The 17,351-nt window shown below is 71.0% G+C and carries 13 protein-coding genes; 6 read left to right on the forward strand and 7 right to left on the reverse strand.

Features of this window, described 5'->3' with window-relative positions:
- Positions 1 to 15: 15 nt before the first annotated feature.
- The 5 genes from moaA to DCI01S_RS02680 all read left to right on the forward strand — a co-directional run bounded on the left by moaA (position 16) and on the right by DCI01S_RS02680 (position 5,964).
- Positions 16 to 1,086 (forward strand): GTP 3',8-cyclase MoaA, encoded by a 1,071-nt coding sequence (moaA, locus tag DCI01S_RS02660; RefSeq protein WP_061227819.1) that lies wholly within the window; start codon positions 16 to 18, stop codon positions 1,084 to 1,086.
- Positions 1,087 to 1,117: 31 nt separating this feature from the next.
- On the forward strand, positions 1,118 to 1,399 hold the full coding sequence (locus DCI01S_RS02665; protein ID WP_244881625.1) for a ubiquitin family protein: 282 nt from the start codon (positions 1,118 to 1,120) through the stop codon (positions 1,397 to 1,399).
- A 3-nt stretch (positions 1,400 to 1,402) separates the two neighbouring features.
- Positions 1,403 to 2,209 (forward strand): molybdate ABC transporter substrate-binding protein, encoded by an 807-nt coding sequence (locus tag DCI01S_RS02670; RefSeq protein WP_061227821.1) that lies wholly within the window; start codon positions 1,403 to 1,405, stop codon positions 2,207 to 2,209.
- Positions 2,210 to 2,263: 54 nt separating this feature from the next.
- Positions 2,264 to 4,915, forward strand: a complete 2,652-nt coding sequence (locus DCI01S_RS02675; RefSeq protein WP_244881626.1) for a multicopper oxidase domain-containing protein — start codon at positions 2,264 to 2,266, stop codon at positions 4,913 to 4,915.
- 71 nt (positions 4,916 to 4,986) lie between these two features.
- The gene (locus tag DCI01S_RS02680; RefSeq protein ID WP_244881627.1) at positions 4,987 to 5,964 is read left to right on the forward strand and encodes a VOC family protein; all 978 of its coding nucleotides are present in this window, start codon (positions 4,987 to 4,989) and stop codon (positions 5,962 to 5,964) included.
- Between the two features lie 323 nt (positions 5,965 to 6,287).
- Here the strand turns inward: DCI01S_RS02680 and narI are convergent, their stop codons facing one another.
- The 7 genes from narI to DCI01S_RS02715 form a co-directional block, all read right to left on the reverse strand.
- Positions 6,288 to 7,061, reverse strand: a complete 774-nt coding sequence (gene narI / locus DCI01S_RS02685; protein WP_061227824.1) for a respiratory nitrate reductase subunit gamma — start codon at positions 7,059 to 7,061, stop codon at positions 6,288 to 6,290.
- Complete coding sequence (narJ, locus tag DCI01S_RS02690) at positions 7,058 to 7,765, reverse strand: nitrate reductase molybdenum cofactor assembly chaperone (protein ID WP_007627481.1); 708 nt, start codon at positions 7,763 to 7,765, stop codon at positions 7,058 to 7,060. The genes narI and narJ overlap by 4 nt, the downstream gene beginning before the upstream one ends.
- A gap of 4 nt (positions 7,766 to 7,769) precedes the next feature.
- A complete protein-coding gene (narH, locus tag DCI01S_RS02695) occupies positions 7,770 to 9,422 on the reverse strand; it encodes a nitrate reductase subunit beta (protein WP_061227825.1) in 1,653 nt (550 codons plus the stop codon).
- Positions 9,422 to 13,192, reverse strand: coding sequence for a nitrate reductase subunit alpha (locus DCI01S_RS02700; RefSeq protein WP_061227826.1), 3,771 nt, complete (start codon positions 13,190 to 13,192; stop codon positions 9,422 to 9,424). Before DCI01S_RS02700 ends, narH begins: the two co-directional genes overlap by 1 nt.
- Positions 13,189 to 14,511, reverse strand: coding sequence for an MFS transporter (locus tag DCI01S_RS02705; protein ID WP_082767610.1), 1,323 nt, complete (start codon positions 14,509 to 14,511; stop codon positions 13,189 to 13,191). The genes DCI01S_RS02700 and DCI01S_RS02705 overlap by 4 nt, the downstream gene beginning before the upstream one ends.
- A 329-nt stretch (positions 14,512 to 14,840) precedes the next feature.
- The gene (locus tag DCI01S_RS02710) at positions 14,841 to 16,121 is read right to left on the reverse strand and encodes a globin domain-containing protein (protein WP_061227827.1); all 1,281 of its coding nucleotides are present in this window, start codon (positions 16,119 to 16,121) and stop codon (positions 14,841 to 14,843) included.
- 132 nt (positions 16,122 to 16,253) lie between these two features.
- Positions 16,254 to 16,712 carry an RrF2 family transcriptional regulator gene (locus tag DCI01S_RS02715; protein WP_007627491.1) on the reverse strand — a complete coding sequence of 153 codons (459 nt, stop codon included), beginning with the start codon at positions 16,710 to 16,712 and terminating at the stop codon, positions 16,254 to 16,256.
- A 486-nt stretch (positions 16,713 to 17,198) separates the two neighbouring features.
- Between DCI01S_RS02715 and DCI01S_RS17480 the strand changes: the two genes are divergently transcribed.
- On the forward strand, positions 17,199 to 17,336 hold the full coding sequence (locus DCI01S_RS17480) for a hypothetical protein (protein ID WP_165928478.1): 138 nt from the start codon (positions 17,199 to 17,201) through the stop codon (positions 17,334 to 17,336).
- Positions 17,337 to 17,351 lie beyond the last annotated feature (15 nt).

Raw genomic sequence — 17,351 nt, forward strand, 5'->3', positions numbered from 1 at the left:
CACCGCAGAGGGGAGGTGGGCGACGTGACCGTCCCGGACACCCGCCGCACACCGGGAGCGGGCCCGCACCCGCGCCCCGCGACGCCGCTGCTCGTCGACTCCTTCGGCCGCGTCGCCCGCGACCTGCGGGTCTCGCTCACCGAGAAGTGCTCCCTGCGCTGCACGTACTGCATGCCCGAGGAGGGCCTGCCGCCGATCCCCGACGCCGCGCGGATGACCGCCGAGGAGGTGGTCCGGCTGGTGACGCTGGCGCACCGCGAGCTCGGGGTGCACGAGGTCCGCTTCACCGGCGGCGAGCCGCTCATGAGGTCCGACCTCGAGCGCATCATCGCCGGCACCCGTGCGGCCTGCCCGGACCTGCCCATCGCCATGACCTCCAACGGGGTCGGCCTCGAGCACCGCGTCGGTCGGCTCGTCGAGGCCGGGCTGAACCGCATCAACATCTCGCTGGACACGGTCGACCGCGCCGAGTTCGCCGAACTGACCCGCCGCGACCGGCTGCCCTCGGTCCTGCGCGGTGTGCGGGCCGCCGTCGAGGCCGGGCTGGATCCGGTCAAGGTCAACGCGGTGCCCCTGCGCGCGACCCTGCACGGCGCGCCCGACCTGCTGGAGTGGGCGCTGGCCGAGGGCGTGCAGCTGCGGTTCATCGAGGAGATGCCCCTCGACGCCGAGGCCACCTGGTCACGCGCGGAGATGGTCACCGCCGCCGACGTGCTGGACTCGCTGCGGACCCGGTTCGAGCTGGTCCCGGCGGGGCGCGAGGATCCGTCCGCGCCGGCCGAGCTGTGGCGGGTCGCCGGCCACACGGTCGGGCGCGCGCCCGCGACGGTCGGGGTGATCGCGACCGTGACCCGCAATTTCTGCGCGGCCTGTGACCGCACCCGCCTCACCGCCGAGGGCACGGTGCGGTCGTGCCTGTTCAGTGACGACGAGACCGACGTACTCGGCGTGCTGCGCTCGGGCGCCCCGGACGACGAGGTCGCCGAGGTCTGGCGGGGCGCGATGTGGGGCAAGCAGGCCGGGCACGGGATCGGCGGTACGGCCTTCCACAGGCCGCGGCGGTCGATGGGAGCCATCGGTGGTTGACGTGTCAGTGCCGGGCGATAGGGTTGATCATGTGAGCAGCACACCGGATGTGGGACGAGCGCCGCGGGTGATCACCGTGGGCTACTACGCTGCGGCGGAGGACGCCGCCGGTACCGCCAGTGAGCGACTGCACACCCACGCCACGACCGTCGGGGAGCTGGCGCGCGAGGTGTGCGAGCGGCACGGTGAGCCGCTGGCCAGCATCGTGACGGTGTCCTCCTTCCTGGTGGGCGACGAGACCACCCGGGATCCGAAGACCTCGATCGACGGCGTCTCCGCCGTCGATGTTCTGCCCCCGTTCGCCGGCGGCTGAGCGATGAACCGGAGCCGGGGGGTCAGTGCGCTGACGGTCGCCATGGCGTGCACGGTGGTCGGTGCCTGCGCGCCGAAGGATCCCGAGGACGAGACCATGACCCTCGGTGTCGCGGCCGCCCCGTCGTTGTCCGCGGCGTTCACGGAGATGATCGACCTCTTCGAGGACGAGCATCCCGGGGTCACCGTCAGCCTCGAGCTGGGCCGGTCGGACACGATCGCCGCCGGGCTGCCCGGGCGGGACGACATCAACGTCTTCGCCTCCGCGAGCGAGGACGCCATGCAGCAGGTGGTGGACGCCGGAGTGGCGGTCGATCCCCGCGTCTTCGCCCGCAACCACGTCGTGGTGGCCGTGCCGTCCGGGAACCCGCGGGGGATCACGGGGCTACGCGACCTCGAACGCCCGGACCTGCGGGTCGGGCTGTGCGCGATGGACGTGCCGTGCGGGAAGGCCGCGGAATCGCTGCTGTCCGCGGCGGGCGTCGAGCCGGCGGGGGTCGAACGCGACTCGGGCTCGCGCGCCCTCGCCGCGCGCCTGGCCGACAACGACATCGACGTGGGCATCGTCTACCGGACCGACGTCGCCGCCTCGCACGGTTGGGTCGCACAGGTCGAGGCCCACCAGCGGGACCGCGAGCTAACCCAGGCGGCGGGGACCACGCGGTACTCCGTGGCCAGGGTCGCGAGCGGCGAGCTGGGGGCCGACTCGGAGGGCAAGCGCGCGGCGACGGACGACTTCCTGGAGCTGGTCGTCTCCGATCGGGGCCGGCGCGCCCTCGAGAACTCCGGACTGGCCCCGCTGCCGCAGTGAGCGGGGAAAATGCCCACGTCGGGGAGGTATTTGATCAGGCCTAGACTCGGCGGTATGAGCAGTCCCGCGCCCCGCTCCCCGTCCCGGCGGACGGGATCGTGGCATCGGCGGGCGACCCGGCCGGTGCAACTGTGGATAATCGCGCTGGTGGTGCTGGGCGTGGTGCACCGGTGGGTGCCCGCGTCCACGTGGACGGTCATCCACGTCTTCACGCTGGGCCTGCTCACCAACTCGATCCTCGTCTGGGGCCAACACTTCACCGAGACGCTGCTGCACCAGCGGCCCGTGGAGGGGTCGAGGGCGGTCCAGGTGCGCAGGATCATGATCCTCAACGCGGGGATCGTGGCGTTGGTCGCGGGGATGATCGGGGCGTGGCCGATCGCGATCGTCGCCGGCGCGACGGTCGTCGGCGGAGCGGTCGCCTGGTACGTGGTGGATCTCGTACGGCAGATCCGCGCGGCCGCCCCGACCCGGTTCCGGCCGATCGTTCGGTATTACGCGGTCGCGGCGGCGTTCCTGCCGGCCGGGGCCGTCGCGGGCGCGGCCATGGGGGTCGGCGTCGGCGAGGAGTGGGGCGTGCGCCTGCGGGCGTTCCACCTCGCCGTCAACGTCCTGGGATTCGTCGGCATCACGGTCCTCACCACGCTGGTCACCTTCTGGGCCACGGTCCTGCGCACCCCGATGGCGCGGGGCCAGGACACCGCGGCGACCCGTTCCCTGGCCGTCATGGCGGCGGCCGTCGTCGCGGCGGCGGGGGCCTCGCTCGCCGGGGTGGAGCCGGTGATCGCCGTGGCATTGGGTGTGTACCTGCTGGCCGTGCTGTGGCACCTGGTGTACCTCGTCCGCGCCGCACGGAGTGCGCCGCCGCGGGAGTTCGCCTCGATGAGCATCGCCTGCGGGTTGGTGTGGCTGCCGATCGCGCTGGGGTGGGCCACGTGGCTCGTCGCCACCGGCCGGATGGCCGACCTGGGCGACGTGACCGCCCCGCTGCTCGCCGGCGCCGCCGCCCAGATCCTGTTCGGCGCCATGAGTTTCCTCATGCCCACCGTGATGCGCGGGGGGCCGGCGGCCGTGCGCGCGGGGATGGTCGAGATGAACCGCCTCGCGGCGTTCCGTCTGGTCCTGGTCAACGCCGGGCTGATCGTCTTCCTCGCGCCCGGCGGCACGAGCTGGACGCGGGTCGTCGGCTCGCTGCTGGCGTTCGGTGGCTTCGTCCTGTTCCTGCCGGTGATGATCCGGGCCGTCCGCGCGCAGTTGCGGGTGATCCGCGCGGCCGCAGCGGCGCGGGAGGCCGGGGAGAAGCCCGCCCGGGTCACGGCGGACACGGCCCGCGCGGAGATCGCCCCCGGCCGGCGCCGGAACCTCATCGGTGCGCTGGCGGCGCTGCTGGTGGCGGCCCTCGCGACGGGGACCGTCCTCGCCGTCGACCCGTCCTCCCCGCTGCGCCGCACCGACGGATCGGCCGCGGTCACCCCGAGCGGGAACACCACGACCGTCGAGGTGGTCGCGGTGGGGATGAGGTTCGAGCCGAGCACCGTGACCGTCCCCGTCGGTGACCGGTTGGTGATCGAGCTGAGGAACGACGACGAGACGACGGTTCACGACCTTTACCTGGCCAACGGGGTCGGGACCGGCAGAGTGGAGCCGGGTGAGACGGCGCGGGTGGACGTCGGCGTGGTGGGCCGCCCGGTCGAGGGATGGTGCACGATCGCCGGGCACAAGGCGATGGGCATGACCTTCGATGTGCAGGTCGAGGGGGGTGATCCGGCTGGTGGCGGGACCAGCGGTGGCGTCGGTGGTGCGGCGTCGCCGACCGACGCGATCGACGTCCTCTCCCCGCCATCGGACGATGTCGAGACCCGTGACCCCGTCCTCCCGCCCGCGCCGCCGGGCCGTGAGCACCGGATCACCCTCACGGTCAGGGAGACCACCGACGAGCTGGCGCCCGGGGTGGTGCGGCCGGTGTGGACCTACAACGGTGGGCTGCCCGCGCCGACGCTGCGCGGCCGGGTCGGGGACACGTTCGTCGTGACCTTCCGCAACGAGGGGACGATCGGCCACTCGATCGACTTCCACGCCGGTGACGTGCGCCCCGACGAGGTCATGCGCACGATCCCGCCCGGCGGGGAGCTGGAGTACCGGTTCACCGTGAAGCGGGCGGGGGCGTGGCTGTACCACTGCGCCACCGCGCCGATGAGCGGGCACGTGGCGGCGGGGATGTTCGGGGCGCTCATCGTGGACCCGCCGGAATTGCCGGAGGTCGACCGCGAGTACGTCCTGGTGCAGTCGGAGGCGTATCTGGGCGGCGACGACGAGCCGTTCGACATGGACAAGATCGCCGCCCGCCGGCCCGACCTGGTGATGTTCAACGGCCACGCCACGCAGTACCGGCGGGACCCGCTCACCGCGCGGGTGGGCGAAACCGTCCGGATCTGGGTGGTCGCGGCGGGTCCGAGCGATGGCACGAGTTTCCACGTCGTGGGTGGGCAGTTCGACACCGTGTACAAGGAGGGGGCGTATCGGCTGCGCGACGGTCGCGACGCGTTCGGCGGGAGCGGCGGCGGGGCGCAGGCGCTGGACGTGGCGCCGTCGCAGGGAGGGTTCGTCGAGATGACCCCCGCCGAGCCCGGCCGCTACGTCTTCGTGGACCACTCGTTCGCTGACGCGGAGAAGGGCGCGACGGGCTTTCTCGACGTGAGTGACTGATCGGTCCTGACCGGTCCTGACCGGGGGCACTTGATGCGTCACGGAATAGACGACGGCCCGCTCCGCTTGGTATGGATGACACATCAAATAGTATCGACCGACTGATCGACCCGACGATCCAGGAGAGCGCCATGCCCGTCTACGTCCAGAACCCCGACCCCCGCAGCCTCGTCGAGCGGCCCGCCGACGACCTCCTCGCGCCGGACACCCGCATGGGAGCCGTGGAGCTGCTGGTCCGTGACCTGGACGCGATGATCGGCTTCTACTCCGAGGGCGTGACCCTGGAGGTGCTCGAGCATTCGGGCGAGACCGCGGTGCTCGGCCGCGCGGGCCTCCCGCTCGTGCGGATGCGCCGGATGCCCGACCTGCCGCCGCGGAAGTCCGGCGAAGCGGGTCTGTTCCACACCGCCGTGCTGTTCGACGACGAGGCGTCGCTGGCCGCCGCCGTCGCCTCGGTCGCCCGGAACGCGCCCCGGTCGTTCACCGGTAGCTCGGACCACCTGTACAGCCAGGCGTTCTACTTCGACGACCCGGAGGGCAACGGCGTCGAGCTGTACGCGGACCGGCCCCGGGAGACCTGGGCCACCGAGTCGCACGGTCTGCTCAAGGTGGCCACCAATCCGCTGGATCCCACCGCGTTCCTGCGCACCCACCTGCCCGAGACGTCCGCGAGCCCGCCGGGCGCGACGCTCGGCCACGTCCACCTGCAGGTCGGCGACATCGGTGTGGCCCGCGACTTCTACGTGGACGCCCTCGGATTCGAGGTGATGAGCGATGTCGGCTCGGCCCTGTTCATCGCCGCCGGTGGGTACCACCACCACATCGCCGTCAACACGTGGGGCACCGCCGGGGCGGGCCCGCGCGCGGCCGCCCTCGGGCTGGGGCAGGTGAACATCGACCTGCCGACCGCCGACGACGTCGACGCACTCCAGCAGCGCCTGACCGACCACGGGTTCCGGGCCCGCCACGACGGCGCCGTTCTGCGGGTCGACGACCCGTGGGGCACGCTCATCCAGGTCGGGGCGGCTGGCGCGGTCGCGGAAAGCTGACACGGTAGGCGCTGCGTTCGCCCGCGCGGTGGATTCGGCATCCGCCCCTGCGCATGCCCGCCGAACCCGCAGCCGCCCCTGCGCCTGGCGTCTCGCTCCCGTGCTTGGCGTCTCGCTCGTGCGCGTGCGTCGTGGAACCCTCGCAGCCGCTCCCGGCGATGGCGTCTCGCTCCCGGGCCCGCCCGCCGAATCCGCAGCTGCCCCTCGGCATGGCGTCTGGCCCGCCCCGCGGTGCGCGCGAGACGCCATGCCGGCGGGCGGCTGTGCGGAGCCGATCCGTGCCGCGTGTGCCGCGGTGCGTGCCCGGCGGGCTGCGTCGTCGGCTACCGCTTCGTGCCGACGGTCCGGCTGACGTCCGCCACGTCCTCGCGGGACCAGCCGCGCCGGTAGTGGCGGTTGCCGAACTGGTCGGTCGGCCGCGAGCGGTAGACCACGTACGGCCGCCACAGGTACCCGACGGGCGCGGAGAACACGTGGACGAGCCGGGTGAACGGCCAGATCGCGAACAGCAGGAACGCCACGATCGCGTGCGCCTTGAAGCTGAACGGCGCGTCGGTCATGAGGGCGGGGTCCGGCTGGAACCAGAAGATGCCGCGGAACCACACGGCCAGGTCCTCACGGTAGTCGTAATGGCTGATGATGTTGCCGATGATCGTGTTGCTCATGCCGAGGAAGATCGTCAGCGCGAGGAAGACGTACATCACCTTGTCGTTGAGCGTCGTCGCCGAGAACACCGGCCCGACGGTGCGGCGGCGGTAGATGAGGATGATCAGCCCGACGACCGTGCAGAAGCCGGCGATCGCGCCGATCACCACCGCCAGCCAGTGGTAGGCCTCCTGCGAGATGCCCACCGCCTCGGTCCACGACTTGGGGATCACCAGGCCGATGATGTGCCCGCCGATCACGAACAGCAAGCCGAAGTGGAACAGCGGGCTTCCCCAGCGAAGCAGGCGGGACTCGTACAGCTGCGAGGACCGGGTGGTCCAGCCGAACTTGTCATACCGGTACCGCCACCAGTGGCCCACGACGAAGATCGCCAGGCACACATACGGCAGGACGACCCACAGGAACACGTCGATCCAGGTCACATCGGTCATGGGTGGGCCCCGCTCTCCAGGTAGGACGATGAGGTGAACGCCTCGAGGCCGACGTCCTCGTCGGGCGGGCCCTGGGCGATGAGCTTGCGAACCGCCTCGTGGCCCTCGCCGTCGATCGGCGGGAGGGTGGCGGTGACGGCCGAGACGACCCCGGCCCATTCCGACCGGCGATCGGTGAGCGAGATGCGCAGCAGCTCGAGGCCCGGCCGGTGGTTCACGAGCAGGCCGCGGCAGCGGTCGAGGTCGTGCTGGGCGCCGAACTCCAGGACGACGCCCAGATGGTCGGGCAGTTCGTGGGCCGACATCACGGCGCCGGCGAGCTTGTAAGCGGTGACGAAGGCGAGCAGGGCGGAACCGCGCTTGCGGGTGTCGCCGTGCTGGTAGTACGTCAGGTACAGGCAGCAGCGCCGGCGCATGTCGAAGGTCTCGACGTACTCGGTCTGGAGGTCGGTCAGCGGTTCGCTCTCGAGCCTGTCGAGCAGCGGGAGCAGGGACCGGGCCGGGCCGCCGAGCTCGGCGACCAGGGCCCGCACGGTGGGCACCTGCTCCACGAGTTCGGTGGTCGGGTAGTCCAGCAGCAGCGAGGCCGCCTGGTAGAGGGCGCGGTCGGTGGGCGCACCGCGGCCCACGACGGGCGTACGTCCCGGTCGAACGGCCTGGCGGACGCGGGCGAACAGGTCGCCGGTGAAGAAGTCTGCGGCCACCGGTCTACCTCTTTCCCGGGAACAGGCCGCCCGCGCGCCCGTTGCCGTCCCAGTTGAGCAGGTTGATCCGCCGGTCCTTGCCCTCCGGGGAGGCGGCGGTGTCGGCGGTCTGCCGGTCGCGCAGAGCGTGGAAGTTCTCCACGGCGATCGGCACGTTGTGGTCGCCCGAGCCCTCGCCGAACGGGCCGGAGCCGCCCATGCCGGGGCCGCCGTCGAAGTCGAGGCTGCACTCGGTGACGAGCTCCTCGAGGTCGTGGGCCTGTTCCTGGTGCGCGGTGGGGATGACGTACCGCTCCTCGTAGTGCGCCAGGGCGAGGAGGCGGTACATCTCGTACATCTCCTCCTCCGTCATGCCGACGGCCTCGCAGAGCTCGCCGCGCGGCTCGCGCCCGAGGTTGATGTCGCGCATGTAGGTGCGCATGGCGGCCAGCCGGTTGAGCACACCCTGCACCACGTCCACGTCGCCCGCGCTGAACAGCTCGGCGAGGTACTCCAGCGGGATGCGGAGCCGGTCGATCGCGGAGAACAGGATGTCGGGGTCCTCGCCGTCGCCACCGTCGGCGGAGATCCGGTCGATCACCGGGGACAGCGGCGGGATGTACCAGACCATGGGCATGGTCCGGTACTCCGGATGCAGCGGAAGAGCCACCTCGTAGTCGTGGATGAGCCGGCGGATCGGGGAGCGGCGGGCGGCGTCCAGCCAGTCCTCGGGGATGCCCTCGGCGCGCGCGGCGGCGATCACCTCGGGGTCGTCGGGATCGAGGAAACACGCGCGTTGGGCGGCGAGCAGGTCCTTCTCGTCCGGGGTGGACGCGGCCTCGGCCACCTTGTCGGCGTCATAGAGCACCAGGCCGATGTAGCGCAGCCGGCCGACGCAGGTCTCCGAGCAGACGGTCGGGATGCCCACCTCGATGCGGGGGAAGCAGAACGTACATTTTTCGGCCTTACCCGTGCGGTGGTTGAAGTACACCTTCTTGTACGGGCAGCCGGTGATGCACTGGCGCCACCCACGGCACTTGTCCTGGTCCACCAGCACCACGCCGTCCTCGACGCGCTTGTAGATCGCGCCGGAGGGGCACGAGGCCGCGCAGGACGGGTTGAGGCAGTGCTCGCAGATCCGCGGCAGGTAGAACATGAACGTCTGCTCGTACTCGGCCTTGACCTCGGTGCCGACCTTCTTGACGATCGGGTCGTTCGCCAGGTGCTCGGGGGAGCCGCCCAGGTTGTCGTCCCAGTTGGCCGACCACGAGATCTTCATGGGCTCGCCGCTGATGAGCGAGTACGGGCGCGCGACCGGGGTGTGCTGCTGCAGCGGTGCGGAGACCAGCGTGTCGTAGTCGTACGTCCACGGCTCGTAGTAGTCGTCGATCGACGGCATCGTGGGGCTGGAGAAGATCTGCATGAGCTTCTTGGCCCGCCCGCCGGCCTTGAGCCGCAGGCGCCCCCTCCGGTCCAGCTCCCAGCCGCCCTTCCAGCGCTCCTGGTCCTCGTAGGTGCGCGGGTACCCGAGGCCGGGCCGGGTCTCGACGTTGTTCCACCACACGTACTCGGTGCCGGCGCGGTTGGTCCACGCCTGCTTGCACGTCACCGAGCAGGTGTGGCACCCGATGCACTTGTCGAGGTTCATCACCATCGCCATCTGTGCCATGACCCGCATCAGTACTGCACCTCCTGGGAGCGACGGCGGATGACCGTCACCTCGTCGCGCTGGTTACCCGTGGGACCGATGTAGTTCCACGCGTAGCTGAAGTGGGCGTACCCGCCGATCAGGTGACTGGGTTTGACCATGATCCGGGTCGCCGAGTTGTGGATACCGCCGCGCTTGCCGTCGGTCTCGGACAGCGGGACGTCGATCGTGCGGTCCTGGGCGTGGTGCATGTACACGGTGCCCGCCGGCATGCGGTGCGAGACCACGGCGCGCGCCACGATCACGCCGTTGCGGTTGACCGCCTCGATCCAGTCGTTGTCTTTGACGCCGATGAGCGCGGCGTCGGCGTCGCTCATCCACACCATCGGTCCTCCACGGCCGAGGCTGAGCATGAGCAGGTTGTCCTGGTACTCGGAGTGGATAGACCACTTGTTGTGCGGGGTCAGGTACCGCACGGTGAGCTCGGCTCCGCCGTCGTGGCCGAGCCTGGGCTCGCCGTACAGCTCGTGCATGTTGAGCGGTGGCCGGTACACGGGCAGCTGCTCGCCCATCTCGGCCATCCAGTCGTGGTCCATGAAGAACTGCATCCGGCCGGTGAGCGTGTGCCACGGTTTGAGCCGCTCGGTGTTGATGACGAACGCGCTGTAGCGGCGCCCCCCGTGCTCGGACCCCGACCACTCGGGCGAGGTGATCACCGGCTGCGGCCGAGACTGGGTGTCGGAGAACGTGATGCGTTTGCCCTCCTCGCCGCGGGACAGGTCGGCGAGCTCACGGCCCGTGCGCTCCTCGAGCTGTTCGAAGCCCTGGGTGGCCAGGCGACCGTTGGTGGTGCCGGACAGGGACAGGATGGCCTCGCACATCCGGATGTCGGTGTCGAGCCGCGGGCGGCCCCGGCCGACGCCCGTGCGCGTCTCGCCGTTGTGTCGCAGCAGGGCAGCGATCTCCTCGGTGGGCTTGAGGTTGAGGCCCTTGACCGGCATGCCGGCGGACTCGGCGAGCGGGCCCAGGGAGCCGAACTTCTCGCCGATCAGCCGGTAGTCGCGCTCGACCGTGGCGATCTTGGGGAAGTTCTTGCCCGGCACCGGCTCGCACGAGCCGTCCTTCCAGTCGGCGACCGTGCCGCGGGGGTTGGCCATCGCGTCCGGGGTGTCGTGACCGAGCGGTACCGCCACCACGTCGGTCCGCGCGTCGAGGTGGCCGTGGCTGAGCTCGGAGACCTTCTCGGCGAGCATCTTGAACGTGTCGAAGTCGCTGCGGGTCTCCCACGGCGGGTTGATCGCGGCGTTGAACGAGTGCACGAACGGGTGCATGTCGGTCGAGGACAGGTCGTGCTTCTCATACCAGGTGGCCGCCGGCAGCACGAGGTCGGAGAACAGCGTGGTCGACGTCATCCGGAAGTCCAGCGTCATGAGCAGGTCGAGCTTGCCGTCCGGGGTCGCGTCGCCCTCCTCGCGCCACACCATGTCGCGGCCGCGGTGCCCCTCGGGCGCCTGATCGGCGCGCAGGGAGCTGTCGGTGCCCAGGAGGTGCTTGAGGAAGTACTCGTCGCCCTTGGCGGAGGACCCGATGAGGTTGGACCGCCACACGGTGAGGATCTTGGGCGCGTTGCCGGGGCCGTCGGGGTCCTCGGCCGCGAACCGCATGTCGCCGGCCTTGATGCGGTCCACCACGTACTCGCCGGCGGGGACGCCCGCCGCGGCGGCCTCGTCGCCCAGGTCGAGCGGGTTGCGGGAGAAGGTCGGGTACGAGGGCATCCAGCCCAACCGCGCGGACATGGCCACCAGGTCCGGGGTGCTCATGCCGTCGAAGCGGCCGTCGCCGGTCGGGGAGGTGAGCACGTCGGCCGCGTACGCGTCGTACTTCCACTGCCCGGTGTGCAGGTAGAAGAAGGCCGTGGAGATCATCTGGCGCGGCGGGCGCGACCAGTCCAGCGCGTTCGCGACCTGCTGGAACCCGGTGAGCGGGCGGACCTTCTCCTGGCCCACGTAGTGCGCCCAGCCGCCGCCGTTGACGCCCTGGCAGCCGGTCAGGATGGTCAGGGACAGAAAGGCCCGGTAGATGAGGTCGGAGTGGAACCAGTGGTTGGTGCCGGCGCCCATGAGGATCATCGAGCGGCCGCCCGAGTCCAGCGCATTCTGCGCGAACTCGCGGCCGAAGCGCTCGGCCTGGGCGGCGGGTACGCCGGTGTGCTCCTCCTGCCACGCCGGGGTGTACGGGGCGGGGTCGTCGTATCCGGTCGGCCAGTCACCGGGCAGGCCCTCCCGGGCCACGCCGAACTGCGCCATCATGAGATCGAACACGGTCGTGACGATGACCTCGTCGTCGTCGTCCAGTACTACGGTGCGGACCGGCACGCCGCGCGTGACGGTGTCGGCCTCGCCGCGCGGCGTGTCGAAGCGCGGCAGGACGATCTCGGCGGTGTCCCCGCCCGGGGAGTGCAGGCTCAGGACCGGGTCGATCTCGCCCAGGTCGAGATTCCAGCGGCCCTTGCCCTGCTCGCCGAAACGGTCGCCGAGCGTGCCGTTCGGCACCACCACGCGGTCGGTCACCGCGTCGAGCATCACGGTCTTGCTGGCGGCGTTCTCGCCCGGGTCCACGTCGAGGCGCACGGCGTCGGCGGTGAGGAACTTGTCCGGCACCACGGTGCCGTCGGCGCGGGTGCGCAGGGTGACGAGGAACGGCAGGTCGGTGTAGGTCTTGGCGTACGAGGTGAACTCGGGGGTGTCTCGACGGGCGTAGAACTCGGTGAGCACCACGTGGACCATCGACATCGCCAGCGCGCCGTCCGTCCCGGGGTGCGGGTGGATCCACTCGTCGGCGAACTTGGTGTTGTCCGCGTAGTCGGGGGAGACCACCACGACCTTCTGGCCCTTGTAGCGGGCCTCGGCCATGAAATGGGCGTCCGGCGTGCGGGTGACGGGGACGTTGGAGCCCCACATCACCAGGTAGGTGGAGTTGAACCAGTCCGCGGACTCCGGGACGTCGGTCTGGTCGCCGAACACCTGCGGAGAGGCCACGGGCAGGTCGGCGTACCAGTCGTAGAAGGAGAGCATGGAGCCGCCGAAGAGCTGCATGAAGCGGGCGCCGGCGCCGAACGAGGCCATGGACATGGCGGGGATCGGGGAGAACCCGGCGACGCGGTCGGGGCCCACGGTCTTGGCGGTGTACACGTGCGCGGCGGCCGCCATCTCCAGGGCGTCCTCCCAGCGGCAACGGACGAGCCCGCCCTTGCCGCGCGCGGCCTTGTAGTGGGCGCTGAGGACGGGGTCCTCGACGATCGACGCCCACGCGTCCACCGGGTCGGAGTGCACGGCCCGGGCGGTGCGCCACATCTGCATGAGCACGCCGCGCACGTACGGGTAGCGCACGCGGGTGGGGGAGTAGGTGTACCAGGAGAACGCCGCGCCGCGCGGGCAGCCGCGGGGCTCGTAGGCCGGCAGATCGTCACCGATGTCCGGGTAGTCCGTCTGCTGGGCCTCCCACGTGATGATCCCCTCCTTGACGTACACCTTCCACGAGCAGGAACCCGTGCAGTTGACACCGTGGGTGGAGCGGACCACCTTGTCGTGGCTCCAGCGGTCGCGGTAGAACACGTCGGCGTCGCGGCCGCCGGTGTGGGTGACCGTGCGGAGGTCCTCCGAGGCCTCGCCGCGGCGGAAGAACCGCCCGGTGCGGAGGATGGCGTCGGTGACGGGGCCGTCGAGCCGCCCGGAACCGGCGGGAGCGTTCCCGCCGTCCGAGGGTGACGACGACGAGCTGGGCGAGTCGACGCTGGTCATGCCGACGTCCTTTCAGTCGCGGGGGAGGCGCTACGGCCGGAGCGGAGGAACCACAGCCACGTGAGCACCGCGGTGGCCGCGGAGAGCACGAACAGCAGGAGCAGACCGATGCGGTAGTTGCCGTGGGCGGTCCAGAAGTAGCCGAGGAGCAGGGGTGGGACGAAGCCGCCCAGACCGCCGACCGCGCCGACGATGCCGGTCACCGACCCGACGGCCGACGGCTCGACGAGCTCGGCCACCAGGGCGAAGACGGCGCCCGAGGCGACGCCGAGGGACGCGCCCATGAACAGGAACACCACCGTGCCGAGCGGGTAGAGGGTGCCGCCCTCCGTGTTGATGAGGGGCATGCGCTCGGTCGCGGCGGCGGCCATCAGCCCGGTGACGATGTAGCTGACGATGAGCACCCACGCGCCGGGGAACCTGTCGGCCAGCGCGCCGCCGAGGGGCCGGCAGGCCACCGCGATCACGACGAACACCGCGGTGCGCAGGGCCGCGTCCTCCATGTCCAACTCGTAGAAGTTGTGCAGGTAGGTGGGCAGGTACACGGAGAACGCCACGAACCCGCCGAAGCCCATCGCGTACAGCCAGGCGAGTTTGAGGGTGACCGGGCGGGCGAGCGTCCGGGCGGCCTTGACCACCCAGTTGCCCTGGGCCGGGGCCCACGCCGGCGAGTTCTTCAGCAGTGCCCGGGCGATGACGGCGTACACGGCGAGCAGGACCGCGACCAGGATGAACGGCGCCTGGTCGCCGAAGGCGTCGCGGAGTCGCAGGGTGGTGAAGGCCGCGATCGCCGTCCCGCCCATGCCGGCACCGAAGATGCCGATGGCCGTGCCGCGCCGGTGCGGCGGGAACCAGGAGTTGACGGTGGGGACGCCGACGGCGAAGGAGGTGCCGCCGATCCCCAGGAAGAACCCGCCGATGAGGAGGGCGACGTAGCTGCTGTCGACGAACCCGACGAAGAGGGTGGGGATGATCGTCAGCGCGGCGATCAGCGGAAACATTGTACGACCGCCCAGACGGTCGGTGAGCGCCCCGACGGGGATGCGGCCGAGCGACCCGACCACCACGGGCAGGGCCACCACGAGCGACTGCTGGAACGAGCTGAGCCCGAGCTGGTCCTTGTAGGTCGCCCCGAGCGGGCCCATGAGCGCCCACGCCCAGAAGGTGAGGAGGAAGCCCGAGAAACACAGGGCGAGAGCGATGTTCGCCTGCTTCGGGTCGGGCGTGGCCGGGGACTGGGGCCGGCCGGCCGCGGGCTGTGGGCCCGCCGGCTGCGGAGACGCGGACCCTGTCTGTGGGGAGTTCGGGCCTGAGGGCACCGGAGGTCCTTTCGCGTTGATTCTCGTGCGGCGGGTCCGCTCGGTTGTGGGCGGGCCCGAACCTGAGTGTGTGTAACCGTAGGTCGCGCGGTTGGTGCTTCTCGCGCCTTGGGGCACTTTGTTATCGGCTAAATACACTCCGCGTTGAGTATTTAGAGTTTTTAAGGGAATTGGCGCGGAGAAAACGCCCTGAATAACCGCAGATAATGTCTCGGGATAAGGGGCGAAAAGGTAATTGGCCACCCCAATTGGTTGATATCTCCGCTAATTCGCGACAGTAAATCGACCGTGGGCCCGGACGGCGACGCACCGGACCCACGGCGGCGGGATCAGACCAGCCAGTCGTTGGGCGCGAACAGCTCGGCGTGGAGGCGATCCTCGGGCACGCCGCCGTCGAGGAATTGTCGGCGGACGGACTGGAGGAAGCCGGTGGAACCGCAGAGGAAGACATGTGCGCCCTCGGGGAGGGGGACCGGCGACAGATCCATGAAGCCGCGGTGGACCGTGCCCGGGCCCGAAACGACATCGGTGCCGGCGTCGGCGGCCTGCTCGTACCACGTGTGGACCTCGGCGTCCGCGAGCATCGCGGTCTCACCGGCGACCTCGTCGGCGAGCACGTGATCGGCCGGGCTCCGGTCGGCGTGCAGGACGAGCACCCTACGGGTGTCCTCGGTCGCCGCCAGGTGGGCGATCATGCCGAGCATGGGCGTGATGCCGATCCCCGCCGAGCAGAGCACGATCGGGGCGGCCTCGTGGCCCTCCCCGATCCCGGCGGCGTCTAGGACCAGATCGCCGAACGGGAGGGTGACCTGGATCGTGGTGCCGACGGTCGCGTTGGCGTGCAGCCATCCGGAGACCTCGCCGGCAGGGGAGGCATCGCCGTCCGCGTCGACCCGGCGGACGCCGATCCGCCACGTGCCGTCGCCCGGGGCGGTGGACAGGGAGTACTGGCGCAGCTGGCGGGCGCCGTCGGGCAGGACCACGCCGACCGAGGTGTACTGGCCGGGACGGAAGTCGGGCAGGGGCTCGCCGTCGGGCCCGCCGAGGGTGAACACGGCCACCGAGTCCGTGACGTCCTCGCGGGCGAGCACGGTGGCGGTGCGGAACACGTCACCCGGCTCGACCTGCGCCTCGGCATAGAGGGCCTTCTCGAAGTCCACCAGGACGGCGGCCATGATCCAGTAGACCTCGTCCCACGCCGCTGCGACCTCCGGCGTGATCGCCTCGCCCAGGACCTCGACGATCGCGCCGAAGAGGTAGTCGTGGACCACCTGGTACTGGTCGGGCGTGATGCCCAGGCTCGCGTGCTTGTGGCCGATCCGCGAGAGCATGTCCACCGGGCTCCGGCCGTCCACCAGCAGGGTGGCGAACGTGGCGATGGACGCGGCGAGCGCGCGCTGCTGCGCACCGAGCTTCTGGTTGCCGCGGTTGAACGTGTCGCGCAGCAGCTCCGGATTGTCGGCGAACATCGTCCGGTAGAAGACCGGCGTGATCTCGTCGATGTGGGCGCCGATCACGGGCAGGGTCTCGCGGACCACGGCGGCGTGCTCGTCGGACAGCTCGCGGGGATGCGCGAGGATCGACTCCAGGGTGGTGATCGAGGTGGTCACGGGTACTCCTTCTGCGAGAGCGCCGGGACAGCGACGGACGTGTCGGGGCGCGACGCGGCCGTCCGAGCCCCAGGTGGGTCGGACTGCGTGTGGGTGGAGGACGAGGGTCGGCGGGTGTCACCGACCGGGCGGTCAGGGTCCCGGGCCGGTCCGGGGGCGGGCGCCGAGGCTGAGCGACACCTGGCGGGTGGGCGTGCGGACGATCCCGTCGACCGTCAGCGGGTCGAGGGTGGCGAAGAACGCCTCGCGGGCGTCCACCAGCGCGCGTCGGAGTCCGCAGTTGCCCGCGAGCGGGCAGGGCGTCGGGCCCTCACACTGGACAACCTCGCCCGGGCCCTCCAGTCGGCGCAGCAGCCGCCCGACCGACTCGTGCCGGCCGAGTTCGGTGATGACCAGCCCGCCGCCGCGGCCGCGCCGCGACTCCGCCAGGCCCAACTCGACCAGGCGGGAGACGATCTTGGCCACGTGGCTCACAGAGGCCTCGACCGATTCGGCGATCACCGCAGCGGTCATCCGCTCCTCGCGTTCGTCGGCGACGGCGAGACGCATGAGGGCGCGGAGCGCGAGATCGGAAGACCGGGACAACTGCACAACGCCGAGCGTGCCATATTGCGACTTGTTGCAGTGCATTTGTCGCGGGTGATCTCAAATACGTATTGAGCTGGTCATTTGCTGCCCGTCCCACCTGCGGCAACGCCCGCGGGGAGCGCACTCACGCGGCAGCCGCTCCTCTCCCTGGCGTCTCGCTCCCGGGCTCGGCTTCCCGCCCCCGGGCCTGCATCGCGCAACCCGCGCAGCCGCTCCTCTCCCTGGCGTCTCGCTCCTATGCTTGCCCGCCAGATCTGCAGCCGCCCCTCGGCATGGCGTCTCGCCCACCCCGCGGTGCGTGCGAGACGCCATGCGGACGAGCGGCTGCGTGGGACGCCCCTCGTGACGACGGCCCGCCCGCCGGCCCGCCCGCCGGCCCGCCCGCCCGGCGGGGCGGAGGCATGGGGCTTCCGCGGAGCCCGCGACCGGAGGCCGGGACCACCGCGCGGCGGTAGACTTGCTCCACCGCCGATCGATTGAGGGTGCACTATGGGATTGCTACGGAACGCACTGCGGAGCGGAGTCGCGCTCAAGGCCGTCCAGGTGGTCAAACGCGAGGCCTCGAAGCCGGAGAATCAGCGCAAGGCCCGCGAGTTCGTCGGGAAGATGCGCAACCGGCGACGCTGACGACGAGGCTGACGA

The sequence above is a fragment of the Dietzia cinnamea NBRC 102147 genome, assembly GCF_001571065.1.
GTDB classification, from domain to species: Bacteria; Actinomycetota; Actinomycetes; order Mycobacteriales; family Mycobacteriaceae; genus Dietzia; species Dietzia cinnamea.

Coding starts and splice junctions, on each gene's coding strand:
- DCI01S_RS02670 (WP_061227821.1), top strand. CDS start 1,403: ATGAACCGGAGCCGGGGGGTCAGTGCGCTGACGGTCGCCATGGCGTGC.
- DCI01S_RS02675 (WP_244881626.1), top strand. CDS start 2,264: ATGAGCAGTCCCGCGCCCCGCTCCCCGTCCCGGCGGACGGGATCGTGG.
- DCI01S_RS02680 (WP_244881627.1), top strand. CDS start 4,987: ATGGATGACACATCAAATAGTATCGACCGACTGATCGACCCGACGATC.
- narI (WP_061227824.1), bottom strand. CDS start 7,061: ATGACCGATGTGACCTGGATCGACGTGTTCCTGTGGGTCGTCCTGCCG.
- narH (WP_061227825.1), bottom strand. CDS start 9,422: ATGCGGGTCATGGCACAGATGGCGATGGTGATGAACCTCGACAAGTGC.
- DCI01S_RS02700 (WP_061227826.1), bottom strand. CDS start 13,192: ATGACCAGCGTCGACTCGCCCAGCTCGTCGTCGTCACCCTCGGACGGC.
- DCI01S_RS17480 (WP_165928478.1), top strand. CDS start 17,199: ATGGGATTGCTACGGAACGCACTGCGGAGCGGAGTCGCGCTCAAGGCC.